Source organism: Enterococcus sp. C57, from assembly GCF_040887305.1.
Lineage (GTDB): Bacteria > Bacillota > Bacilli > Lactobacillales > Enterococcaceae > Enterococcus_B > Enterococcus_B hirae.
Map to the genome: position 1 here is coordinate 216,443 of NZ_JBFOFP010000005.1, position 24,246 is coordinate 240,688.

General features: G+C 37.7%; 21 protein-coding genes, 15 tRNA genes and 1 riboswitch. Of the genes, 12 read left to right on the forward strand and 24 right to left on the reverse strand.

Features of this window, described 5'->3' with window-relative positions:
- Positions 1 to 218: 218 nt before the first annotated feature.
- Positions 219 to 1,616 carry a glycoside hydrolase family 1 protein gene (locus AB5M32_RS08175; protein WP_063626871.1) on the reverse strand — a complete coding sequence of 466 codons (1,398 nt, stop codon included), beginning with the start codon at positions 1,614 to 1,616 and terminating at the stop codon, positions 219 to 221.
- Positions 1,617 to 1,769: 153 nt separating this feature from the next.
- Here AB5M32_RS08175 and celB point away from each other — a divergent pair, with 153 nt between their 5' ends.
- From celB to AB5M32_RS08210, 7 genes are all read left to right on the forward strand, one after another.
- Positions 1,770 to 3,041: a PTS cellobiose transporter subunit IIC gene (gene celB, locus AB5M32_RS08180; protein ID WP_368024407.1), complete on the forward strand. Its 1,272-nt coding sequence runs from the start codon at positions 1,770 to 1,772 to the stop codon at positions 3,039 to 3,041.
- Positions 3,042 to 3,255: 214 nt separating this feature from the next.
- Positions 3,256 to 3,975 (forward strand): GntR family transcriptional regulator, encoded by a 720-nt coding sequence (locus AB5M32_RS08185; RefSeq protein ID WP_010719615.1) that lies wholly within the window; start codon positions 3,256 to 3,258, stop codon positions 3,973 to 3,975.
- A gap of 157 nt (positions 3,976 to 4,132) precedes the next feature.
- Positions 4,133 to 5,107, forward strand: a complete 975-nt coding sequence (locus AB5M32_RS08190; RefSeq protein ID WP_034867486.1) for a VOC family protein — start codon at positions 4,133 to 4,135, stop codon at positions 5,105 to 5,107.
- A 63-nt stretch (positions 5,108 to 5,170) separates the two neighbouring features.
- Positions 5,171 to 5,779: an alpha/beta hydrolase gene (locus tag AB5M32_RS08195; RefSeq protein WP_178286469.1), complete on the forward strand. Its 609-nt coding sequence runs from the start codon at positions 5,171 to 5,173 to the stop codon at positions 5,777 to 5,779.
- A gap of 456 nt (positions 5,780 to 6,235) precedes the next feature.
- On the forward strand, positions 6,236 to 7,594 hold the full coding sequence (locus AB5M32_RS08200) for an adhesive domain-containing protein (protein ID WP_178286471.1): 1,359 nt from the start codon (positions 6,236 to 6,238) through the stop codon (positions 7,592 to 7,594).
- Between the two features lie 21 nt (positions 7,595 to 7,615).
- Positions 7,616 to 8,224, forward strand: a complete 609-nt coding sequence (locus AB5M32_RS08205) for a WxL domain-containing protein (RefSeq protein ID WP_010719619.1) — start codon at positions 7,616 to 7,618, stop codon at positions 8,222 to 8,224.
- Positions 8,225 to 8,234: 10 nt separating this feature from the next.
- Positions 8,235 to 9,236, forward strand: a complete 1,002-nt coding sequence (locus AB5M32_RS08210; protein WP_242697169.1) for a DUF916 and DUF3324 domain-containing protein — start codon at positions 8,235 to 8,237, stop codon at positions 9,234 to 9,236.
- A gap of 158 nt (positions 9,237 to 9,394) precedes the next feature.
- On the opposite strand, the gene AB5M32_RS08215 is transcribed toward AB5M32_RS08210, so the two are convergent.
- Genes AB5M32_RS08215 through AB5M32_RS08240 form a run of 6 tightly spaced genes read right to left on the reverse strand, consistent with a single transcriptional unit; the run spans position 9,395 to position 14,737 of the window.
- Positions 9,395 to 9,757, reverse strand: a complete 363-nt coding sequence (locus AB5M32_RS08215) for a PTS glucitol/sorbitol transporter subunit IIA (protein WP_063626862.1) — start codon at positions 9,755 to 9,757, stop codon at positions 9,395 to 9,397.
- A gap of 15 nt (positions 9,758 to 9,772) precedes the next feature.
- Positions 9,773 to 11,020 carry an NAD(P)H-dependent oxidoreductase gene (locus AB5M32_RS08220; protein WP_034867482.1) on the reverse strand — a complete coding sequence of 416 codons (1,248 nt, stop codon included), beginning with the start codon at positions 11,018 to 11,020 and terminating at the stop codon, positions 9,773 to 9,775.
- A 40-nt stretch (positions 11,021 to 11,060) separates the two neighbouring features.
- On the reverse strand, positions 11,061 to 12,056 hold the full coding sequence (locus AB5M32_RS08225; RefSeq protein ID WP_081248808.1) for a 2-hydroxyacid dehydrogenase: 996 nt from the start codon (positions 12,054 to 12,056) through the stop codon (positions 11,061 to 11,063).
- Complete coding sequence (locus AB5M32_RS08230; protein ID WP_178286475.1) at positions 12,053 to 13,126, reverse strand: zinc-binding dehydrogenase; 1,074 nt, start codon at positions 13,124 to 13,126, stop codon at positions 12,053 to 12,055. Before AB5M32_RS08230 ends, AB5M32_RS08225 begins: the two co-directional genes overlap by 4 nt.
- Before the next feature lie 15 nt (positions 13,127 to 13,141).
- Positions 13,142 to 14,179 carry a PTS glucitol/sorbitol transporter subunit IIB gene (locus tag AB5M32_RS08235; RefSeq protein WP_063626858.1) on the reverse strand — a complete coding sequence of 346 codons (1,038 nt, stop codon included), beginning with the start codon at positions 14,177 to 14,179 and terminating at the stop codon, positions 13,142 to 13,144.
- A 24-nt stretch (positions 14,180 to 14,203) separates the two neighbouring features.
- On the reverse strand, positions 14,204 to 14,737 hold the full coding sequence (locus tag AB5M32_RS08240) for a PTS glucitol/sorbitol transporter subunit IIC (protein WP_010737301.1): 534 nt from the start codon (positions 14,735 to 14,737) through the stop codon (positions 14,204 to 14,206).
- Positions 14,738 to 14,983: 246 nt separating this feature from the next.
- Between AB5M32_RS08240 and AB5M32_RS08245 the strand changes: the two genes are divergently transcribed.
- The 5 genes from AB5M32_RS08245 to tenA all read left to right on the forward strand — a co-directional run bounded on the left by AB5M32_RS08245 (position 14,984) and on the right by tenA (position 19,162).
- Positions 14,984 to 15,931, forward strand: a complete 948-nt coding sequence (locus AB5M32_RS08245) for a sugar-binding transcriptional regulator (RefSeq protein ID WP_367011116.1) — start codon at positions 14,984 to 14,986, stop codon at positions 15,929 to 15,931.
- A 114-nt stretch (positions 15,932 to 16,045) separates the two neighbouring features.
- Positions 16,046 to 16,144, forward strand: a riboswitch (TPP riboswitch).
- A 75-nt stretch (positions 16,145 to 16,219) separates the two neighbouring features.
- The gene (gene thiD, locus AB5M32_RS08250) at positions 16,220 to 17,023 is read left to right on the forward strand and encodes a bifunctional hydroxymethylpyrimidine kinase/phosphomethylpyrimidine kinase (RefSeq protein WP_094940902.1); all 804 of its coding nucleotides are present in this window, start codon (positions 16,220 to 16,222) and stop codon (positions 17,021 to 17,023) included.
- A gap of 4 nt (positions 17,024 to 17,027) precedes the next feature.
- Positions 17,028 to 17,849, forward strand: coding sequence for a hydroxyethylthiazole kinase (thiM, locus tag AB5M32_RS08255; RefSeq protein WP_368024408.1), 822 nt, complete (start codon positions 17,028 to 17,030; stop codon positions 17,847 to 17,849).
- A complete protein-coding gene (thiE, locus tag AB5M32_RS08260) occupies positions 17,833 to 18,474 on the forward strand; it encodes a thiamine phosphate synthase (RefSeq protein ID WP_368024409.1) in 642 nt (213 codons plus the stop codon). Before thiM ends, thiE begins: the two co-directional genes overlap by 17 nt.
- Before the next feature lie 4 nt (positions 18,475 to 18,478).
- On the forward strand, positions 18,479 to 19,162 hold the full coding sequence (tenA, locus tag AB5M32_RS08265) for a thiaminase II (RefSeq protein WP_368024410.1): 684 nt from the start codon (positions 18,479 to 18,481) through the stop codon (positions 19,160 to 19,162).
- Between the two features lie 419 nt (positions 19,163 to 19,581).
- Here the strand turns inward: tenA and yqeK are convergent, their stop codons facing one another.
- From yqeK to AB5M32_RS08350, 17 genes are all read right to left on the reverse strand, one after another.
- A complete protein-coding gene (gene yqeK, locus AB5M32_RS08270; RefSeq protein ID WP_063626849.1) occupies positions 19,582 to 20,175 on the reverse strand; it encodes a bis(5'-nucleosyl)-tetraphosphatase (symmetrical) YqeK in 594 nt (197 codons plus the stop codon).
- A 772-nt stretch (positions 20,176 to 20,947) separates the two neighbouring features.
- Positions 20,948 to 21,961 (reverse strand): acyltransferase, encoded by a 1,014-nt coding sequence (locus AB5M32_RS08275; protein WP_178286481.1) that lies wholly within the window; start codon positions 21,959 to 21,961, stop codon positions 20,948 to 20,950.
- 827 nt (positions 21,962 to 22,788) lie between these two features.
- Positions 22,789 to 22,873: transfer RNA gene (locus tag AB5M32_RS08280), tRNA-Leu, on the reverse strand.
- Between the two features lie 9 nt (positions 22,874 to 22,882).
- Positions 22,883 to 22,954: transfer RNA gene (locus AB5M32_RS08285), tRNA-Gln, on the reverse strand.
- A gap of 9 nt (positions 22,955 to 22,963) precedes the next feature.
- Positions 22,964 to 23,036, reverse strand: a tRNA-His gene (locus AB5M32_RS08290).
- 61 nt (positions 23,037 to 23,097) lie between these two features.
- Positions 23,098 to 23,182 (reverse strand) — tRNA-Leu (locus AB5M32_RS08295).
- 21 nt (positions 23,183 to 23,203) lie between these two features.
- Positions 23,204 to 23,274: transfer RNA gene (locus tag AB5M32_RS08300), tRNA-Cys, on the reverse strand.
- A gap of 37 nt (positions 23,275 to 23,311) precedes the next feature.
- Positions 23,312 to 23,383: transfer RNA gene (locus AB5M32_RS08305), tRNA-Gln, on the reverse strand.
- 9 nt (positions 23,384 to 23,392) lie between these two features.
- Positions 23,393 to 23,465: transfer RNA gene (locus tag AB5M32_RS08310), tRNA-His, on the reverse strand.
- Between the two features lie 2 nt (positions 23,466 to 23,467).
- Positions 23,468 to 23,541, reverse strand: a tRNA-Trp gene (locus tag AB5M32_RS08315).
- A 6-nt stretch (positions 23,542 to 23,547) separates the two neighbouring features.
- A tRNA-Tyr gene (locus tag AB5M32_RS08320) sits at positions 23,548 to 23,628 on the reverse strand.
- A 1-nt stretch (position 23,629) separates the two neighbouring features.
- Positions 23,630 to 23,705, reverse strand: a tRNA-Phe gene (locus AB5M32_RS08325).
- 33 nt (positions 23,706 to 23,738) lie between these two features.
- Positions 23,739 to 23,811, reverse strand: a tRNA-Asp gene (locus AB5M32_RS08330).
- Positions 23,812 to 23,820: 9 nt separating this feature from the next.
- A tRNA-Val gene (locus AB5M32_RS08335) sits at positions 23,821 to 23,893 on the reverse strand.
- Positions 23,894 to 23,906: 13 nt separating this feature from the next.
- Positions 23,907 to 23,978: transfer RNA gene (locus tag AB5M32_RS08340), tRNA-Glu, on the reverse strand.
- A 12-nt stretch (positions 23,979 to 23,990) separates the two neighbouring features.
- A tRNA-Ser gene (locus AB5M32_RS08345) sits at positions 23,991 to 24,079 on the reverse strand.
- 40 nt (positions 24,080 to 24,119) lie between these two features.
- A tRNA-Asn gene (locus AB5M32_RS08350) sits at positions 24,120 to 24,193 on the reverse strand.
- Positions 24,194 to 24,246 lie beyond the last annotated feature (53 nt).

Here is a 24,246-nt window from a genome sequence, read left to right on the forward strand (position 1 = left end):
ACACTGCTTTTTAGTATTGTTTCCTACCATTTTTTATGTAATAAACCAATGAAATTGAGACAAAAAGTTTTTATTCTCAAGAAATAAGCCGATAAGCTGAAATTTCTGAAGATTGGTAAAAATAATAAAATCGTTTATTGCGATTATGACCTTTGTACTTCACAACTTTTTGTCCCAGTTTCATTCGTTTTTATTCTAAAAACTATTTACAAAAATTTTTAGGCTTCAAACCCATTTTTCATGGCTACGGTTTTAAACCAATGGCCCGACTTTTTAATCGTCCGTTTACCGTCTTTGTTTAGATCGACAGCAATCAGTCCATAACGGTTTTTATAAGCGTTCGTCCAAGACCAGTTATCCATGCAAGTCCACATGTGGTAACCCACACAATTCGTTCCTTCTTGGATTGCCTGATGCACATATTTCAGATGGTCTGTGACAAAAGTGATCCGATAATCATCTTCAATCACGCCTTCCGAGTTAACGAAACGTTCTTCCCCTTCTACACCCATACCATTTTCAGAGATATAACATTTGATATTGCTATAGTTCTCTCTCGTATTCGTCAAGATATCATAGATCCCTTTTTCATAAATTTCCCAACCACGATAGATATTCATTTTTTTATTAGGCATATCATAATAATCAAAATAATCTTCTGGCATTGGTCCATTCTGATGATCAATCGGTGTTTCTTTTGCCTTGATTCTCCGAGGTTGATAATAATTGATTCCTAATAGATCAATCGTATTTTCTTTGATAATCGTTAAATCATCGGGCCCCATCTCTGGCATTATCGCTAATTCTTTCACAATAGCAACCAACTCTGATGGAAACTCTCCTTTTACTGCAGGATCAAGAAAAGAACGATTGAAAAAAGCATCAGCGATTCTAGCAGCCTTGACATCCTCAGGGTTTGTTTCGTCTCGCGGGTAGCTAGGAGTTAAATTCAAAATGATTCCAATTTCTCCTTTTTGTCCCATCTTATGATAGGCTTCAATTGCTTTGGCACTTGCCAAATTTTCGTGGAAACCAACTTGAATAGCCTCTTTTAGATTGATATGGTTAGGATAATGAAACTGATAGAGATAACCGCCTTCTACTGGAACAATCGGTTCATTATGGGTAAACCATTTCTTTACTAAATCCCCAAATAACTCAAAACAGGTTTTTGCATAGGCCACATAGGCGTCAACCGTATCACGAGACAACCAGCCACCTGTTTGTTGTAATTCTAAAGGCATATCAAAATGATATAAATTGACAAATGGTTCAATTCCCTGCTCCAGTAATTCTGTAAAATATGAACGGTAAAATGATACAGCCTGTTGATTCACTTCTCCTTTTCCTTTAGGGAATAGACGACTCCATTGAATGGATGTTCGGAAAGTATTATGACCTGTCTCTTTCATCAATTGAACGTCTTCTCGATATTTCGTGTAAACTTGAGAGGTTTTCTCAGGACCAACTTGATTGAAAAATTTTTCTGGCTCTAGATCATACCAATAGTCCCAAATGTTTTCTCCTTTCCCATCTCCTTTGATTCTGCCTTCTGTTTGTGGTCCACTTGCGGCGGTTCCCCACCAAAAATTCTTTGGAAAATCGTAGTGTTTCATTTCATAATCCCTCAATTCTTTTAGTAATTACCGTAATCATAAACAATCACTGAAAATAAATCAATACTTTTGATAAAAATGACTAGACATTTAAACAGACAGACGTTATACTACGTTTGTAATCGATTGCAAAATAAATTTGAGGTGAAAAAAATGAATGGTTTTATGGATAAACTTTCTCAAAAAATTATGCCCTTAGCCAATCTTTTAGGGCAAAACCGTTACTTAACTGTGTTACGGGATGCATTTATGTTGTCATTTCCGCTAACAATGTTTGGATCAATTGTGGTCGTTGTGAATAATCTACCGTTCTTCAGTAATGGTACCAAAGGCACGTTAAGCACCCTTTTTGGCAATGGTCAAAATGCGACGATGAGTATCATGTCCGTTTTTGTTACATTTGGTATCGGCTATTATTTATCAAAATCATATGATGTAGAAGGTATTTTTGGTGGCGCTGTTTCATTCGCAAGCTTTTTGATTCTCACACCTTTTGTGATGACAACAGCTGGTGGTGAAGAAGTTTCGGGTGTCCTATCACTTGATCGTCTAGGTGCTAAAGGAATGTTCATTGGAATGATTGCTGCCTTTTTAGCTGCGGAAATCTACTGTCGAATCACCAAACGTGGTTGGCAAATTAAAATGCCTGATGGCGTACCACCTGCAGTAACGAAATCTTTTGCTGCTTTGATTCCAGCTGTAGTCACATTGACTGTTTTCTTGATCATCAACGCTGTCATGACTGGCGTATTCAATGCGAACCTTCATGACTTAGTCTATGAAGTTATCCAAAAACCTCTAACTGGTTTAGGTAGTAGTTTACCTGCCACGTTGATTGCCTTATTCTTTGTTCAATTTTTGTGGTTCTTTGGTCTTCACGGTCAAATTATTGTTAATTCTGTTATGGACCCTATCTGGAATACATTGATGCTTGATAATTTAGAAGCTTATCAGCATGGGAAAGAACTACCACATATCATCACAAAACCATTTATGGAAACCTTTACCGTTGGTATCGGTGGCTCTGGAATGACGTTAGCAGTAGTATTATTGATGGCTTTTGTCTTGAAGAAAAAACAATACCGTGATGTTGGTCGTTTAGCGCTAGCACCTGGAATCTTCAATGTCAATGAACCTGCAATTTTTGGTCTACCAATCGTATTGAATGCCACCATTTTGATTCCTTGGGTCGTTGCTCCTTTGGTCGTGACAACGTTCAACTACTTGATGATGGCAGCTGGCATCGTTCCTCCGCCTACAGGTGTTTCAGTTCCGTGGACTGTGCCGATCATTGCTAGTGGTGTTTTAGCTACCAATTCATGGCTAGGCGGTCTCTTACAAGTAGTCGATTTTGTGATCGTCGCTTTTATTTGGTACCCATTCTTAAAAGTATTAGATAAACAACCTGATTTAGACGTTGTGTAAAGCCTTATCTACTCACCTGTGAAGCAAATCATCTTCTTTCTAATAGAGATTAAGCAAATTTTATAATCTAGCATGAACAGTCAAAACATGGAATGATGTGAATTGATTTGTTCATGCTTGTTTCATTGAAATGAGTGATTCAACAACTAAACTTCGTTATTTCTTTCTTGTCGAACGAAATAACTTTCGTTATACTCAATACGAGGTGAATAACGTGCCAAAATATGAAGAAATCGCAAATGTTTTAAGGGAAAGAATCCGTTCAAAAGAATATCCACCAAACAGCTTTTTGCCTAATCAGATCACTTTAGTCGAAGAATTTGGCGCAAGTCGAATGACCATCAAAAAAGCCATCAATATTCTGGCTATGGAAGGATTAGTTTATTCGCAAAGAGGGGCTGGAACCAAAATTTTAGATCATCCTTTTATCGAGAAAGATACCTCCCCTGCCAATGAGTATGAGGGACTCAGCCATCAAATGAAGCGTCGTCATCGTTCACTGACGAGTCAAATCATTCAATTTGATGTCGAGTTTCCGAACCCATTTATTCAAGAAAAATTAATGATTGGTGCCGAACAACCTGTTTATAATATTCACCGTTTACGAATTTTAGACAACGAACCTTATATTTTGGAACATACATTTATGCCTGTACATTTAGTTCCAGGGCTAAAAAAAGAACATCTGCTTTCTTCTATCTATGATTACTTGCACCAAGATCTAAATCTTCATTTTGCAGGCGCCTATCGAGCAATTTCAGCAGATAAAAGTACGCACTTTGATCAGGAATACTTGAATTGTTCGGAAATAGATCCTGTTTTGGATGTGCAACAAGTCGTTTATCTAAAAGATGGTCAGCCCATCGAATATTCATCTAGTAGAAATCGGTTTGATGTCCGCAACTATTCCTTACTTGATGTCCGTTCAAACTAAAAAAATCCGTTTCAAAAATAGGAAACTATTGTGAAACGGATTTTTTGGTGTTTACAAAAGAACAGAGTCAAACAGAATAATTGCCAGAAACGTTCCCACTCACTATACTGTAACTAACACAATACTTACTTTTTGTAAGTTCAAAGGAGGAACTCCCATGGATACTCAAATCAAAGGCATCCACCATGTTACCGCTATGACTTCAAGTCCCACTAAAATTTATCGTTTTTTTACGGATATTTTAGGAATGCGCTTAGTAAAAAAAACGATCAACCAAGATGATATCGAAACGTATCACCTTTATTTTACAGATGAATACGGCTCCCCTGGAACTGACATGACTTTTTTCGCTTTTCCTAATCAACCTCAAGGAAGTAAAGGAACGGATACGATTTCTAGAGTGTCTTTTCGAGTACCAACTGATGAAGCATTGACTTATTGGTTCAAACGCTTTGAAGAAAAGAATGTTCTTCACTCTGCGATCAAGGAACGTTTTTCAAAAAAATATCTGGAGTTTGAAGACTTTGACCATCAATTCTATCAATTGATTTCTGATGAAAACAATACAGGTGTTGCTGGTGGTACTCCTTGGAAGAACAGCAATATTCCATCAGAATATGCAATTACAGGCTTGGGACCAGTTTTTGTCCGAGTGAGTCAAATGGAACCATTACAGTTACTATTAGAACAGACTTTAGAGTTTAAACTTACTGATCAAACAGGAGCTTTTTCGCTCTTTGAAGTCGGTCAAGGCGGTAATGGAGCAAGCATCATTGTTGAACAGCGAGCAGATTTACCAAAAGCAATCGAAGGATTCGGCAATATCCATCACCTTGCCTTGCGTGTCGCTGATGAAGAAGCCTTACGTCACTGGATCCATGTGATCAATCAGATAAACGTACCAAGTTCAGGGTTTGTGGATCGCTTCTACTTCCAATCAGAATACTTCTTAGCTGCCACCCACGTTCTCTTTGAATTAGCAACAGATGGACCTGGTTTTTTTGGCGATGAATCAGCAGATACAGCTGGCGAAAAACTATCACTCCCACCACAACTCGAAAGTAAAAGAGAAGAAATCGAAGCGTACATTCGTCCCTTCGATACTCAGGATGCCAACCAACAACGAGAATAATTTTCTTTCTATCCAGACTTTCGATTCCAAGAAGCATATCTTTCAAGAAAAAGAGGTCAAATCATGGAATATTTTTTTCAAGCGGGAAAACAAACAAGTAGAAATTTACTCCTTCTTCATGGTACAGGTGGCGATGAATATTCTTTACTTGAAACCGCCCAGTTCCTTGAACCGGATGCTACGATTCTTTCTTTTCGTGGTTCAATCAAAGAAGACGGAATGAATCGCTTCTTTCGACGGAATGGGTTGAATCAATTCGATTACCAGAGTTTAGCAGAAGAAACAGCGCTTCTGTATCATAAAATCTCAGCAGTTAGCCAAAAAGAAAACATCTCGTTACATGACTGGGTGATCGTAGGCTATTCCAATGGAGCGAATATCGCTGCTCACTTGCTATTATCGAGAAATACTGAGCTGCGAAAAGGAATCCTATTTCATCCAATGTCTTTAAACGTCAATTATCCAGCAAAAGTAATGACTGATACTCAGATCTGGCTTTCTTACAGCAAGACCGATCCAATCGTCTCCTCTGTAGCGATTACGAATTTGATCAAAGATTTTGAAATGCAAAAAGCTCACCTCACATTCCAAGAAACGTTTACTGGTCATCAATTAACAAAGGCTGAATTAATTGCCGCGAAAAGTTGGCTTTCTTCGCTTTCGGTTAACTAATATTGGACGAAAGTTGTGATGCATCGGATTATTTTTCAAAGTCTCTTTTTCAAAGACTCTATAATGAGGTACGCTCCAAAAGTTGTACGTGAAAACGACAATTTTTAGGGCGTTTTTTTTGTTTCGACCTTTACGCACGAAACAGAAAAATGAATGTAAGTGCTAGATCCAACTATCCATTTTTCTCAAATCATCTCTTTTAATTTTCATTTTGGAAAATCCTTCTTGGCTCCCCCTCATTATAAACGCATCATATTAAAGATAAATAGAAACATTCCTCATTTTAAAAAACTGTAGAATATGGATTTCTATTATAAAAATTAGAAAAAAATGAGTTTTTGATTAGCTAGATTTCCGAAAAATTGCTATAGTTTAATTAATCAGAGTTGCAATCATTTTAGCGTTCGCCAATTTTTTGTCGAGTTAATATGGTTCACTCATTAGGGAGGGGGCACGATGCTTCACAAAAAAAGAAAACAGATTCAACAAGTAATCTTTCTGTTATTGACACTTCTGTCAGTGCTTGCACAAACAAATGTTGTTCAAGCAGTTTCGTTAAATTTATTTGGTACGACTACCGCAACTAATAACAGTCAAACCAGTCCAAATGCGCCTTTTTTAAACCGAGTAAATGTCCCTGTCACTTTTCTCATTGAAGGAAAAAATGGCATCAGCGCTGGGGTTATCACAACTGGCGATAAATATGCCATTTTAGAAGCACCGACTGAAATGGTCGGGTATATCCAACCTAATGGGAATGCGACTGTTCAAACTACTGTTACTGTGCCACTTAGTCAGTCACCTTTACAATTGATTTTGCCGACCATAACCTCTGTGATTTCGTTGATTGTCAATTCGCCTTTGGTTTCCACACAAAATAAAACAGCGGTTAATCAGGCATTGTCAGAATTACGTTCGGAAACTTTTGGTGCCCAGAATCTTACTCTAGCTATCGTCCCACGCTCAAGCACTCAATATGGCGTAGCGATTAGTCAAGGGCTATTACCCATCCTGACAACGACATTAAAAAATCGGATTCAAAATTTATTAACGATCGTCCAAGCTTTACCGCTGATTGGGACTGTTTTAGGAACGTTATTGTCCCCTTTTGTCACAGCATTGTCTCAATTTATTACGAGTTTAAATTCAGCAACTTCTGATAATAGTAAAAATTTGGTTGCTGCTTCGATTTTAGGTAATACGAGTGTTTCGCTACCATTTCTTTTATCTTCGCCCAAATTGACCCAAGATCTAACAGCTAATTTTAAGGGCGGTTTTATTCAAACAGATCAGTCGACGATTCAGTTAGGAACTACTACTGGTACAACACCTGTTTATTTTTCAGCTGGAGCACTCACCTGGCAGAGCACAAGCTTGCCGACTCACTTGAACTTTGGTCAGCACTTGATCCAGACCCAACAGGATGAGCACTTAGTAGCCACCAATAACAATCAAGTAACTACCGGGTCAATTTCGATTACTGATACACGGACAGTTGTAAAAAATTGGCAAATAAAAGTCCAACAACTTAGTCCTTGGCAAAACGGAACCAATCAATTAACGTCCCAATTACAAATCTCAACAGCAGATTTAACAACTACCTTTCCTATCACTGGGATCACAAGTACTGCTAATCAAATGGTCCCTCTATCTATAGGCACGCAACAAACATTACTCAAATTAAATGGTGTAACTGATCCTGGTCAAGTCCAATTAGCAATCAATCAGTTTTCATTAGCGGTTCCCAAAGAAAGTCTGAAAACAAAGGGAACCTACCAAACAATGGTGGAATGGCTCTTATCGGATACACCGTAATTTATTTAGGAGGAAGAAGAAATGAAAAAGAAAACGTTATCTTTTTTTGTCTTGGGGATCAGCTTGTTTTCAAGTTCTCTCGTTTTTGCTGATTCACAAACCCAAGGAGAAGTGGCCTATGTGGAAGGCGCACTTGAATTTGACTATGCTGGCGGTATACCAACTAATTTAGACTTTGGGGATCATCCCCTGCAAACTGCAGCTGCTGAAAACTGGATTGCTACTGCTACAGGTGAACAAACCGGCTCTACACCTACTACTGGAACCGTAGCAGTTCGAGACAACCGAGGAAATCCTGCAGCTACATGGACAGTCAAGTTATCTCAAACTGACCAGTTCAAAACAGCGGATGATGTTGAGCTATCAGGTGCACAGCTCAATTTATCTTTTGGCGCACTTACAAATAACTTAGGGTTAGCCCCTACCAGTGCCTATGAAAACGATGAATTAGCGATCCAAGTATTCAATCAAGATGCTACGATTTTAGATGCAACCGCAGGTCAAAACTCGGGCGATACTGCACTAGCGATTAATCAATTCAGCTTATCTGTTCCAGCGAATACAAATAAAGTAGCCGAACAATATACTACTACATTAAATTGGACTTTCTCATCCAGTCCAACCAACTAAGAAAGGAGGAATGATCGTGAAAAAGTGGTTTTGGATACTACCCTTCTTCTTTCTACTGATGGGAAATCTTACCGTCTACGGCGAATCCTTACAAAGTTTTGATGCACAAATGCAAGGCAATGAATCAACACCATCAACAAACGACAATTATTTTGATCTACAACTAAAACCTGGACAGGAATCGACTTTGAATGTCTTAGTCACGAATCTAAAAGAAACTGAGATCACGATCATTCCGTCCTTTAATCGTGCAAAGACTAATCAACTAGGTGTTGTTGAATATTCTGGTAGAAATCAAGATCGTCCTAATAATTTGCCCATTGATATCGAGAAAATTGTTTCTGTTGATAAGCAAAAGTTTACTCTTGCGGGACATGAACAAAAAAAGATTCCTTTAACCATCAAAATGCCAGAAAAAGATTTTGATGGAGTAATTGCGGGTGGGCTCTACCTCCAAGAAGAACCAAAAAAAGATATACAAGGAAATATTCAACATGTTTTTTCTCGGGAGATTGCTGTCTTACTTAAAACACAACTAAACAAAATCCAACCGAACTTAGAACTAAAAAAAGCAGCACCTACCCAAATCAACCAGAGAAATGCCATCAAAGCAACTTTGGAAAATACTAATGCTGCTTATCTATCTAGTGCTCGTATACACTATGAGATCAAAAAAGAACAACAACAAACCCCAGTACTAACTGGGACCCAGCCCATTTCGTTCGCCCCTAACAGCGGCACGGACTATTTGATTTTTTTAGAAGGAAAAGAATTCGAACCAGGAACCTATCAGCTAATGACGAATGTCAAAAACAAGGAAATCAATTGGCAGCAAAAGATAAATTTTACTATTTCGCAAAAAACAGCTGCAACTTATAATGAACAAAATATATCTACTACAAAGGATGAGCCGCAAAACAATTGGCTCCTTTGGCTAGCTGGAGGTATTATTTTCGCTCTCGTCCTCATTATTGTCTTTTTACTGTATATTGTAAAAAAGAAAAAACGATAACTGTTATCAAACAAAAACTAACTCTACCTAAATTTTCACGAGGCAGAGTTAGTTTTTATTTCTGGTATAGTTTTTATCGAAGGATATACCACCAACCTCATTTGTTCTTTTTCACGAACAACAGTGATTCCATCTATTTATTTCTAACTAACAGCTTCTTATTGTGATTCTCCAAATCGAATGGTATCTCCAATCGCAAACTCTGGAAAGATTTGAGGCTCTACAACGATTGCTCCTGGCAAAACTTCGTTTTCTCCTGTGCGGAAATAAATGGAGATATGTCCAAGGGTTTCAAAGTTATGATTGGCTTCACTGCCAACTTCTTTGATTTGATATTCTTGGTTGCCGATGGTCAGTATATCCCCTGTTTTGATGACATTTTTAGCCGTTTCATGATTGTTATGAACCACACAGATGTCTTTTAATTCAGGTGGTACCTGTTGTCCGAAAAGAATCATTAAGTACTCTGCCGCAAATTCTTCCACTAAAGAACCAACCTCAACAATCTTTGTTGTGTGCATGGTTTTCTCCTCCTTCTATGATAACGTCGTATCTTGTAAATGACGTAACTGCCAAACAGTGGTACTGGCATCTAGTTCAACGTCATCTTCAGTTAAGAAAGAACCCGCCCGTATAAAACGTTTTGCTACTACTTCTCCAGAGATCAGTCCGATCGGGATATGTCCCTCTCGCTTCATTTCTTCGTGGGTCTCAAGTACTCCTCGGACACAAAAACCACCGATTCCATCTAAATGATCCCCAGGTTGAATATCTTTTTTCGCTACCGCAACGGTTTCTGAAATTGGGGCGCCTAATGGAACAATGGCATGATCTTGTTGTAAGACAGCTTTTGCAATCGTAATTGGTGTTTCTAAACTTGCTAAATGATACGGGCGATATAAGATATGATGATCCCGTTCCCCTTTCTTCATCAAGTAATTCATTTCTTCAGCTACTTCGCTATTTTGCCCCTTAACGATAACAAAGACGCCTGGCGCTAAACCATCCACATATTCCACTACACCAAATTGAGATAAGACCCCACCATTTTCTTTTAAATCTAACGAAGTAATGACAGAATCTAGATCCCCTTTCAAACCATGCATACCTACCTTGTCAGGGATATAGCCAATCGCATTTGATAAAAGATTCATTTCAGCCATTGTTTTTGTTCCATCTTGGAAAGCAGCTAGCATATGAGGAGCCATTTGTTTTTTCTGAGCTTCTTTTTCAGCAGTTGCCGGATTTGCGGAAATATTCAATTGATTATTCTTCCCTTTTCCCGCAACTAAGACTTCCATCCCCATAGACGAAGCAAATTCAAATAATTCGGTGGTTGCTGCAGGTTCATCGCCATCTGATCCAGTATAGATCAACCCTGCTGAATCATAGAGTTTATGCATCAAAGGTCCAATAGTGATATCGATTTCAACATTTAATAAGACAAGATGTTTTTTTGCTAATAACGCTTCAAGCGCAATTTTTGCTCCTGCTTCAGGTACACCAGTAGCATCTACGATTACTTCATTCCAATCAGAGTGAATAATTTCTTTAGCATCTGTTGAAATAAGGACATCATTTTTAACTTTTGCCGAAGCTAGATACGCTTCTTTCGCTTTTTGTGCATAATCAAGGGACAAGTCGCTGATCCCTGTTACGATCATCCCTGGAATTGACGCTATTTGTGCAATCATTCCCCTGCCCATTTGTCCTGCACCAATTACACCCACTTTGATTGGATTTCCTGTTTTTTCTCTTAATTGTAATTCACCATATAAAGTCATCTTATGTATTTCCTCCACTCATTCAATTTTTTATGTTTTTTTATAAATATTCTCTAAAGATTCGGTTCACTAATATTTTAGGCGAATTGGCAAAATTACCAATTGTCGAGCCCGCAATATGAGGAGTGATCGTGAGATTATCTAATGTTAGATAAGGATGGTCTGCGGGTAATGGTTCCTGTTCAAAAACATCCACTGCCGCTCCCGTAATCTCTTTGTTTCTTAATGCTTGAATCAAATCTTGTTCATTGACTAATCCAGCACGGGCACTATTGATGAAAACAGCAGAAGGTTTCATTTTCTTGAAATGCGACTCATTGATCATATGTTTTGTTTGAGGAGTCAATCGATAATGCATCGAAAAGATATCTGCTTTTTCCACAAGTTCCTCTAAGCTAACTTGAGTATCAGGGGACGTACCATCAAAATAATCATCAAAGAAAAGAATGTTACATCCAAAAGGTCGCAACAAATGAGCAACTCGTTGGCCAATTTCGCCATAACCAATTAAACCAATCGTTGACTCTTTTAATTCAGGTGCTAATAGCCCATTAGGATAGTACTTTTGCCACTGATGCTCTCTTAATTTTTGATTTCCTCGTGCGATATTTCGAATTTCTGTCAAAATCAAACCAACAGTAAATTCCGACACACTAGTCTTACTTCTGCCAGGAGTATTATAAACAGCAATTCCTTTTTCTTCGGCATAGTTAACAGCGACATTTTCTGTACCTGCTCGCAGTACGCCAACTAATTCCAAATTTTCCGCCCGTTCGATCACTTTTTTACCAATCGGTGCAAATTGAGTAATGATCCACTGATACTCTTCAATATTTTCTAAGAGATACTCTGGTAATTCGACTGCATCACACCCATGTTTTTCAATCTTGATATTATCTTTTTGCAGACTATCTAAATCAGAATGCCGCCATTCTTTGATGTCTACAGAAATTCCTTTTGTAGCTAAATCTTTTAAGCCTTCTTCCATCATTTCTCGATTGATAAATAAATCTGCGATTGCTAAACATTTGATCATTCTTTATTCCCCTCCTCATTTAATACAACTGATACCCGGTAGCTTCCTGGGGTACTAGCGATCTCGAATGCTTTTTGAATATCCATTAATGGAATTTTGGTTTCGATCAATTTTGATACATCGACACGCCCTTCATTTAGGAGTGTAGCTGCGTCATAAAAATCTTCTAATGTGGAAGCATACGTACCGATCACTTCGAGACGCATATAATGAATCGTATTTGGCTGGATAGCCATTTCAGGCGCTGGATAACCCGCAGCATAAATCGAGATTTTCCCATCTTTTTCTTTCACCATCTCAAGGGATTGATTCATCGCCAAAGTTGATCCAACTGCGACAATAACGCTGTCAGCCCCTCTCCCATTTGTGAGTTCTTTGACTTTTTGGACTGGATCGGTTTGACTTGCATCAATCGCTTCAAACCCTAATTCCTTGATCAGAGCTAACTTTTTAGGCATGACCTCAGAAATAATGACCCTTGCGCCCATTGCTCGTGCTGTTAGTCCATTAAGAAGTCCCATTGTTCCTCCACCGATGATCACGATCGTTTCTTTCCCAGGCACTATTCGTAATTTTTTCATATTTTGAACGACGGAGGATAAGGGTTCGACAAAAGCAGCTTCTGAGGCAGATAAAGTTGGTCTCATCTTGACGAAGCTCTTGGCTTTACGAACAAAATAATTCGCAAATCCAAAAATCCCATAAAATTCTTTTGAATAATTCTTTCCAAATTGCCGTTTGTTTTCACAATTCGTAATTTCACCAAATTTACACTCATCACAGTAACCACAATAATCATAAAGTACACTGACTCGATCGCCGATCTGGTAGGTATCGCCGACAGCTTTGCCTTTTGCTACGACAATTCCTGAACATTCATGTCCGCCAGCCATAGGATAGCCTTGATGCTCTCTAAGTCCTAACCATTGTTGATAGTCAGTTGTACAAATGTTACAAGCTTCTTGTTTTACTAACAATTCATCTTCTGCCAATTCAGGCATCGGTATTTCCTTGATCTTTGCATTCTTCTTCTCAGCTAAATAGCCAAACGTTATATTTTTAGGTTGCATTTTTTCACTCCTATTCTATAATCCAATTGAAAAGGCATACGCAATGATAACTGCGATCGGACCAGTTAAAATTCGCGAAAACAACACAGCTGGCACACCATTAGAAATCGTTTCTGGTTTTGCTTCTCCCAAAGTCATTCCTACGGGTGCAAAATCACAGCCAACTTGTGAATTGATAGCAAACAGTGCTGGTAGAGCGTAATGTGGCGGGATTGTACCATTAGCGATCTCTGTTCCGATCAATAAACCAATCACCGAAGCAATCACCGCCCCTGGTGCTAATAAAGGAGATAAAAACGGCAAACTAGTAATAGCACCTAATAGAACTAAGCCAAGTAAGCTACCGCCTAAAGGTGACAAAAACTTCGCAATAATATCCCCAATTCCTGTATAGTTGATAATACCAATCAAAGTTGCAACAAAAGCCATAAATGGAATAATATTTGTTAGCACGGTATCGATCGTTTCACGCCCTGCTTGATACATGATATTGATAAAGCTCCCCGCACCACGTCCGATGGTATCGATCAAGCCAAAAACCCCACCTTTTTTATTGCTATGATTTTTCTTTTCAGTGGTTTCTTTTGTTATTTCTGTAGTTGTTTCCGGTTTATTTGTGTTGATATTTGATGTTTTTTCATTCTTATCTTCTTTATTATGTACTTGTGCAGCTTCGCTCTCACTAATAATTTCTATGTTTGTAATCGTTGTTCCTGAAACAAAAATATCTTCTGTCATAAATTTCGCCAACGGCCCAGAAGGCGCTTGCAATTTTACGTTGATTGTTGGGATCTTCATTCTTGGATACGTTCCACAGCGTGCTGTTCCGCCACAATCAATGACTGCACACAAGGTTTCTTCTTTTTCCACTGGATTTTTAAATGCATCAACCGCTGTTACCCCAGCTAATTCCGCAATCTTTTCAGCGACGGGATGAATGCCCCCACCGGTTACGCTGATAACGTACTTCTTACGTTCATCATTTAACGGAATGGTTAATGGTCCTCCCCAGCCACCATTTCCTTTATGGATAATTAGTTTTTTCGCTTCCATCTCTACCTCCATTCTCAGTTTCGTCTATGCTTCTGTTGTTTTTTTTGCTTCTCTTTGTGTTAAGAAACGAGCAATTTTTTCTGTAATGATTCCTCGTACTAAGATAATCATAAAAGCAGCTAATAAATACCTTAGACCTAATTCACTTTGATTTCCCACTTTACCAAAGCCAGCTGCCACACCAAGATAAACAAATAGTTCAGCTGAATTTGCATGAGGAAATAATCCCACGATGGGATGAAGCATTGAAACCGTTGCATCATAGTAAGCTGCCTTGTGTTCTTCTTTTAAAAATCGTCCAAATGTATAACACATTGGATTTGTTAAAAAGAAACACGCTAAAAACGGAATCAATGTATAGCGTAATAACGTGAATTTCGTACATCGTTGCATGAATCCAAATACTCTTTTTTCTCCGATAATTTTTATTAGAGCGTTTACAAAAAGAATCAAAGAAATCAACAGCGGAACGATCGTCGTTAAAAATCCAACAAAAGTATCTGCTCCAGCTTGAAACATTCCCATAAAGCCATCTGACAACTTCACCAGAAAATTCAAATCCCATTCCTCCTTTTAAGATCAAATTGCGCGCTTTTATCAAAAGACAATTCATTTGTCATATGATATCACACCAAGAATATATCATTTGACAAAATTAATGTCAATTGATTTTTTCGGAAAAATAAAGTACACTAAAAATGGAAATGTTTTTTATTAAATGTATGACAGTTATGATTACCCGATCGACTTGATCTATTTAAGTGAAGTGAATAACTGGAGTGAAACGATCAATTGGAGGAAAAAATGAGTAAGTCTGAAGAAAGAAACATGGTGAAAGTAGCAACTTTATATTATAAAGAAGGTCTGACACAAGCACAGATTGCTAAGAAAATGGGAGTCTCTCGTTCACTCATTTCTAAATGGTTAATTGATGCTCGAAAAGCAGGTTTCATTGAATTTTTTATTAATAGTGAAAATATCTATGCCATTGAATTAGAAACCGAACTAGAGAAAAAATTTGCCTTATCTTTTGTTAAAGTGGTGGACACAACGAATCTATCTTATCCAGAAATCGAGAAAATGGTTGGACAAATTGCATCAATCTCTTTAAAAGATAAGATTGCAGCTGCGAAAACAATCGGGATTTCATGGGGAAAGTCAATCAAAAGCTTAGTTACTCAATTTCCATTTGAGAATTATCCTGATACAACATTCATTCCATTAATCGGCGGCATGGGATATGATCATTTTGATATCCACTCCAATCAACTTTGCCATGAATTTGCTCGAAAGACGCGTGGTTCTTCAAAATATCTTTACACTCCAGCACTGGTTTCTAATGAGATAATCCGTCAAGAATTTGAAGGTAATATCTACATTGATAAAATTCTCTCTGAAGCCAAAAAAGTCGAATTAGCACTTGTCGGTATCTCCTCCCCTGATCATTTCAACACGATGGAAGAAATCGGGTATACTAATAAAAAAGAAATGGCACAATTAAGAGGGATTGGTGCAGTTGGGGACATCAACTCCCGTTTTTATGATAAAGATGGGCAAGAAGTAAATCATCCAATCAATAAGCATGTGGTGGGCCTAAGTCTTGAAGAGCTTAAAGCAATTCCTGAAACCATCGCTATTGCTTATGATGATGCGAAATGGCAAGGAATCTATTATGCTTGTAAAAATCAATTGATTGACTCCATCATTACTACCGACACCATTGCGGATCGCTTGATTCATATGGATATTTAGCAATGACAAAAACGGAAGTTACGTAAGAGCAGTTCCGCTTCTCACCTGTTTCCTTTTATCTGCTCTTGAATCTCCTAACTATTTCCGCTATGATTAAAAAGTAATAAAATATGATTTTGTTTGCAGGGGGACGCTGTTGCGTTGAGAAGGTAAAACCTGACCCTTTGAACCTGTTTGGTTGATACCAGCGTAGGGAGCAAATGTCCTTTTTGTTGATGCGAAATCAAAACAAACAAGACATTCTTCTTTCTAGGGGAATGTCTTTTTCTATTTTAAGGAGGATTACAGATGAAAAAAGTGCTTAGTATTGCAGGATCAGATTGTAGTGGTGGCGCGGGTATACAAGCCGATTTAAAGACTTTTTCTGCTCATCGAGTGTATGGAATGTCGGTTATCACCTCAGTCGTAGCTGAAAATACGGTTCGTGTATTGACCTACCAAGATATTTCCCCTCAAATCATCAAAGATCAAATGGATGCGGTTTTTGAAGACATTTTTCCCGATGCCGTAAAAATTGGGATGCTTTCTAGCCAAGAAACAATGCTTGCAGTGACTGAAAGTTTAAAAAAATGGCAACCACAAAATATTGTTTTAGACCCAGTGATGTACGCTAAAAACGGCAATGCGTTGATGGAGCCAACTGCGATTGATACACTGATTCAGACGGTTCTTCCCTTAGCTAACTTGATTACACCTAATATCCCAGAAGCAGAAAAAATTGCTCAATGTACGATCTCATCAATAGCAGATATGGAAAAAGTCGGACGAACCATCTACGAAAATAGTGGAACAGCTGTTTTAATCAAAGGTGGGCATAAATCTGGTGAAGCTACCGATGTGCTCTTTGATGGAAATAAATTCTATCACTTTACTGCAGAACGAATCGAAACCAAAAATACTCATGGGACAGGGTGTACGTTATCTTCTGCTATTGCTTCTGAATTAGCTCTAGGGAAATCCTTAGAGCAAGCTGTCTGTGAAGCAAAGAAATACGTTACACTTGCAATCCAACATTCGTTGGCGATCGGTCAAGGACATGGTCCTACGAATCATTTCTACTCGCTTTACCAAAATACCGTTGAAGAGGAGTAATTTTATGTCATCATTCGAAACTATTATCCAACAGATTCGTGCATGCAATCCGTTGATTCACCATCTAACGAACTATGTAACAGTCAATGATTGTGCCAATATTACTTTAGCTATTGGTGGTTCTCCGATAATGGCTGATGCGATTCAAGAAGTAGCAGAAATAACAGCTAAAACGGATGCACTCGTTCTCAATATAGGAACCTTGAATGAACAAACCGTTGATTCGATGATTCTTGCTGGCAAAGAAGCGAACGAGCATGGAATTCCGGTCATATTCGATCCAGTCGGTGTGGGTATTTCTCAATTTCGTATGGATGTGACTAAAAAGTTATTAAACAGTATCCAATTTACAGTCATTCGTGGAAATTATTCAGAAATCCTTTGTCTAGCAGGTATTCAAACTTCAGCTAAAGGAGTAGACACTTCGCTTGTGAATCAAAAAAAAGAAACTGAAGTCATCAATATTGCACGAACACTAGCTTCTTCTTTTCACTGTATCATCGTCATAACCGGCGCAATCGATATCATTTCAGATGGTGTTCGAACAATGCAGGTCAAAAATGGTTGTGCTGCAATGCGCCATGTTACTGGTACTGGTTGTATGTTAGATTCTCTAATTGCTAGTTTTTGTGGTGGTTATTCCGATGATTTTTTTGAAGCAGCCGTAAGTAGCGTGATTGCCATGGGAGTTGCTGGTGAATTAGCTTTTGAAAAGGCAAAAACCAACGGAACAGGTAGTTTACGTACTCATTTAATAGATGAAATAAGTAAACTAACGGATCAAACCTTATCAGAACGAGGTGACTATATTGCATTCGATGATTGATTACCGGCTCTACCTAGTAACAGATCCACTACTCTTGTTCACTACCAATACACTGTTGGAAGCTGTCTCACAAGCACTTGAAGGAGGCGTTACTGCTGTCCAACTCCGAGAAAAACAGTTAGATTCTAGAAAGTTTTACGAAGAAGCCATACAGATAAAGCGATTAACCAAAAGATATAACGTTCCCTTGATCATCAATGACCGCCTTGATATTGCTCTGGCATGTGATGCAGACGGTCTCCATATAGGTCAAAATGACTTACCTATAAATATAGCTCGTAAGCATCTTGGACCAGATAAACTAATCGGTGTTTCAGTACAAACGGTTGAAGAAGCCATCGAAGCAGAAAAAAATGGTGCGGATTATCTAGGAGTCGGTGCAATGTTTCCTACAGATACCAAACCAGATGCAATACATGTCACAACTGAAGAATTAGAAAAAATCTGTGCGCAAATCTCGCTTCCAATCATTGTGATCGGTGGAATCAATCAGCAAACAATCCCAGCTTTTCACTCACTTCCCATTCAAGGTTTTGCTGTCGTATCTGCTATTTTGTCAAAGAAAGATATCAAAAAAGCCAGTCAGGAACTTTTAGGATTGATTGATCAGACGATTGGGAGGTAAATCAATGTCATTTTCAAAAAATTTAAAAATCGAAGCTTATGACAGCTGGGAAAAAGGATTTAATCATCCATTTATTCAAGAATTAGGAAAAGGTATTCTTGCTAAAAAGACATTTCAATTTTATTTACTACAAGATTACTTGTATTTATTTGAATATGCTAAAGTATTCGCATTAGCTGCCACCAAATCAGACAATGAACATCAATTGTTTCATTTTGTGGAAGCACAATACAGTATTCTAGCAACAGAACTTGACTTACATCGCCAATATATGTTGGATTATGCTATTGAAAAAGAAGAATTTAAGACCGTACAACCTTCTTTTTACAATCGCTCTTATACAACAAATATGCTAGCAATCGGCCATAGTGGAGGTGTCGCTGAAATCATCGCAGCTATCCTTCCCTGTGCTTGGACCTATTACGATTATGCGAGTCGTTTAAAAAAACGATATCAATCGAGTTTAGAAAAGAACCCCTATCGCTCCTGGATTGATTTATATGCAGATCCTAGTTTTGAAAAATCATTTGAGTGGATGTTTGACCTGTTGGATGAATTAGTCGAAATGAAAAGTGCGAAAGACCAACAAAAAATAAAACAAATTTTTATATCAAGTTTGGAATTTGAGTATCTTTTTTGGGAAATGTCTTATCATGAAGAAATGAATCTGATTCCATTATCAGAATAAATTGTATAGTGATCTCAGTAGACAACTTCTTCTGCTTTCATTTAAAGCAGATCTAGTAAAACATGTTAAGTCTAGGACACTCACCTTTTAGTCTCTAGACCAGACGAACACTCAATCATTGTAGGACGGATAGAGTATTCTATCCGTCCTAATTCTTTTATAAAAAACTACTACACTACCGCTAAGATGAAGTTATTCAACCCATCAATCTGAAAGAACTTATTTGATCACGCCAAACTACTAAGTAAAATTGTGTATGTCTTTTACTGCTTTGAGAATAACCGTTTGTCTAGTCCTCATCGGTGATTGCACTCATTCGACATAAAAAATAGTAATCTCTCTATAAAATTAACTGACGAAAATATAATCATAAAAAAGCACAAATTCTTTATTGAACCAAATAGAATTTTCTCATAAACTCACATTCCTAAGTCACACATTGCGTCTTTTAACCAAGGATGTAAAACGAAAATATCCGTTAAAGCCCATTCAATATAGGTTTTACACCCTTGATCTAAAGAGATGTCTAAAGCTTTGTTCAATTGTTTTAAATAAGGAGCACTATGGTCTCTATCCCATTTAATCTTATCTGCAATGAAAACAACTTTATCTAAACTAGAAGCATTTTTTTTAAGCGTTGTATGACATTCAATAGCTGATAATATTTCTCTATCCTTGATATTGAATAGTTCTTTTGCTATACATACTGATTGTTTTTGGTGGAGAATCATAGGTAGTTTCTCTTCTTCTTTTAGAACTTCCTCCCCTAAACTCTTTTGTAGTTCTATCCTTTCATCATCAGGAATGACTACGCTAATATCATGTAACAAACCAGCAAGATAGGCTTTATCTTTTGGTACGTTAAATTTTTCTGCAAGTTCTTTCGCCTTGTTGGCTACTTCATACGAGTGAAAGACGGTTTTATCTTTCCCATAATAATTCAAAAATTCTCTGACTTGTATTTCAATATTTTTAGAACTAAAGGGTATCTTATACTCAATAATATTCTTCATTTTAACTCACCTTCCAATGAATGCCTTTACATTATTATGTATTAATAAGGTCAAAAATAAAGTTCAACAATCATTCCATCCTCTGATAGTTTTGCTCCTTTTAGCTTTTCGATTCCCATGGACCAGGGTACAACGAATAAAATCATCAAATCAATCTAAGTGCGTTTTGATTTCTTACTGTCTGACTTATTCCTATCAGATAACAAACCATAAGTGGCATAAGCAGGAATTACTACAGCTAAGAACATTTTAACGAGAAACTTAAAAACTTTCATATGATTCACCATCCTTTATATGTTACTCATACTTTATCATACTACCTATTAATAACCCAGCTATCACAGGTGATCGTTTATCCTTAGAGACTAACTACTTCTTACTTCTTCCTCATTATTTCATACCATAGTTTATGGTTTTCGAAATTTTTATCATTTCAAACGACGAATCATTATCTGTCCTGGTAATACTATTTTAACCAAATAAAAAGAACAGAAAGAAATTTTCTTCTTTCTGTCCAAATGATTCTAAGATTTCTCTTTACCAACATCATTTGACAAAGAGATCAAAAAGAAAACCCCTAATGTAAGATCCATTAGAAGTTCTATGATACCCGAAGGCTGGGGTTTAGCTAGAACCCTGATTATTTTAATTAGATGATTACCCATCTCGTATTTTCTTAGTTCAGTTTAACTAGATGATTTATTTCAAAACAAGATTGCTGACTTAAATCCTAATTCAGCATAATCAAACAAATATGCTGCATCAATTCATCTCACATTTTAATTTTGTAAAAAATTGATATTTGTTTCACAATTTTATTGTAAAATAAAACAATGCTTATTGGAACAAACACCCCTAACATCAAGCGGAATAATCCATTTATAGGTGTTATTTCGCCATGCCTCATATTAAAAATTTGAATAGGTATCATATGAAACAAGAATATATTCTTACTATAGGAGTTTAAATTTTCAAAACTTTTGATTTTACTTTTAGAAATAACCAGCAGTCCATACAAACTAAAAATAAAAGGGATTGTGAAATACATAAAATTCTTATCGTTTCCTTGATTATAAAATGTGATTATCCCTTCGACTCCTCCTAAAAAACACGCAGCGACTAGTCCATATATTAATAACTTTCGATGCTTTTCTAAATTATGTACATTATCAGCCAAAACAAATCCTATGGAAATAAAGAGTGGACTAAAGAATAACCCATTTCTTGTAGTAAAAAAAATATTAAAGTATTTTTCCATAACTGATATGACCATTGGATTTGATATAAATAAGGAATACGTTTCAAGGGAACCAACAGAAAAAAATAAAAAACAAACCAGAAAAACCCATTTATATCTAAATCTTTGAAACATATATTTAACTATAGCTAATGAACTTATCAAAGCAGGAAAATACCATAAGTGATAGAAGCTTCCAGTATATAGGAAACTAACTACCAATGCCAATAATATTGACCATAAATTCCACTGAATATCAACTGTATCTTGTAACAGTTGAACACCAAACGGAATGTACAACAAAAACACTATAGTATATAGACGTACTATTCTTCTTAGCCACATCTTCGAATAGCCTTCCCTCTTACTATTTATCCGAAAGAAATATGCATTATTTACAAAAAAGAATGGAACAGCAATACGACAAAACATACTTTTTAGAAAAAAATGCACTATCGGGTGATTAGTAATGGTTCCACAATGAATAACAACAACACAAATCGTTGCAATAAACTGAGCAATAAATAGTTTTTGATTCTTATTATCCATAATCCCTCCAACAAGCAAATTTGACTTTAATAGGCTAGAAATAAAAATAGAATATGTACCAAAAAAAAATTGGAGATAATTAACTCTAACATCTATATTTTCTCTTTCCTTTTTACTTTCTTAAATCCACAATACTATATTAATTATAGTATTGATCAATGTAAAAAACATTAGACTAAAGTCCAATTCATTTAATTCATAATTGTATAGAGCGGGAGCAATTTTAAACTATTGAGGTATTCAAAAAAACAATAGATAGATCCCTATTTTTTTAAAATTAGATGATTACCATTATTGTATTTTCTTGGCTCAGTTTGATTAGATGAATTATTTCAAACACAGATGAGTGGGTAAAAACGACTTTCACTATACCTAGAAGCCAGAAAAATCATAGGTTATCTAACGTTTCAATCCCTGTAGAACCCTCACCCATGATAATGACCATTTTCTGCTCTTTGCAGTAGCGATAGCAACTCATAAAAATCATCAGATAGAAAAACTTTTTCTTCATCTTCATTACCTCTATTCATTTTAGCTTCTAGTACGGCAGTAGGTACGGTTCTTTTCATGATGTGGAATGATTTTCTGTATAGAGAGTAGGACAACGCTTCAAAAAGAAAATGGTTCTATAACAAAAAAATCTGGGTCAGAATGAACCTCATTCTGTCTCAGATTTTTTTACACCACGCATCAGTTCTTATTGACAAAGAGCCGAAATTTTCTTCTTTCTGCCCAAATGATTCTAAGATTTCTCTTTACCAACATCATTTAACAAAGAGACCAAAAAGAAAACCCCTAATGTAAGACACATTAGGAGTTCATTATGATACCGGCGGCCGGGGTCGAACCGGCACGCCCTTAACGGGCACTGGATTTTGAGTCCAGCGCGTCTGCCAATTCCGCCACGCCGGCGTAAAAAAACTGGGGTAGCTGGATTCGAACCAACGCATGAGGGAGTCAAAGTCCCTTGCCTTACCGCTTGGCTATACCCCAATAAGAAAGGGCGAATGATGGGAATCGAACCCACGAATGCCGGAGCCACAATCCGGTGCGTTAACCACTTCGCCACATTCGCCATTATAAACAATGTTATTTTATTTCTCAATAAAAAACTAAGATGAGTACATCTTAGTCAATACCGGCGGCCGGGGTCGAACCGGCACGCCCTCAACGGGCACTGGATTTTGAGTCCAGCGCGTCTGCCAATTCCGCCACGCCGGCAAGTTGATTTTATTAGTACTAAGGCGGTAACCGGATTTGAACCGGTGATGAAGGTTTTGCAGACCTCTGCCTTACCACTTGGCTATACCGCCATTATACTATTTTCAATCTATAAATTAAATTATAGAACTGGGGTAGCTGGATTCGAACCAACGCATGAGGGAGTCAAAGTCCCTTGCCTTACCGCTTGGCTATACCCCAATAAAGAAGGGCGAATGATGGGAATCGAACCCACGAATGCCGGAGCCACAATCCGGTGCGTTAACCACTTCGCCACATTCGCCATGGCAGGGGCAGCAGGAATTGAACCCACACTAACGGTTTTGGAGACCGCTGTTCTACCTTTAAACTATGCCCCTATGTAATGGAGGAGAGTGGATTCGAACCACTGAACCCTAAGGAACGGATTTACAGTCCGTCGCGTTTAGCCACTTCGCTACTCCTCCATGGTGGCGCGGGACAGAATCGAACTGCCGACACACGGAGCTTCAATCCGTTGCTCTACCAACTGAGCTACCGCGCCAAATTTTAAAATGTATTAATTGAAAAAGAATGACGGTTCCGACGGGAATCGAACCCGCGATCTCCTGCGTGACAGGCAGGCATGTTAACCCCTACACCACGGAACCAGTTCATTATGGAGGTTAACGGGATCGAACCGCTGACCCTCTGCTTGTAAGGCAGATGCTCTCCCAGCTGAGCTAAACCTCCATTTTTCAATTAATGACCCGTACGGGACTCGAACCCGTGTTACCGCCGTGAAAGGGCGGTGTCTTAACCGCTTGACCAACGGGCCAGGAAAATGCTACGGAGAGTAAGGGATTCGAACCCTTGAGACAGCGTGAACCATCTACATGATTTCCAATCATGCTCCTTCGGCCTCTCGGACAACTCTCCAGAGTGAAAGAAGCTCATTACTCTTTCTCATAAATGAGAACTCCGGCAGTAGGACTCGAACCTACGACATCATGATTAACAGTCATGCGCTACTACCAACTGAGCTATGCCGGAATCACCTTGTTCGTTTTTTACAACGAACACACACATAAGATAATCTTACGGGG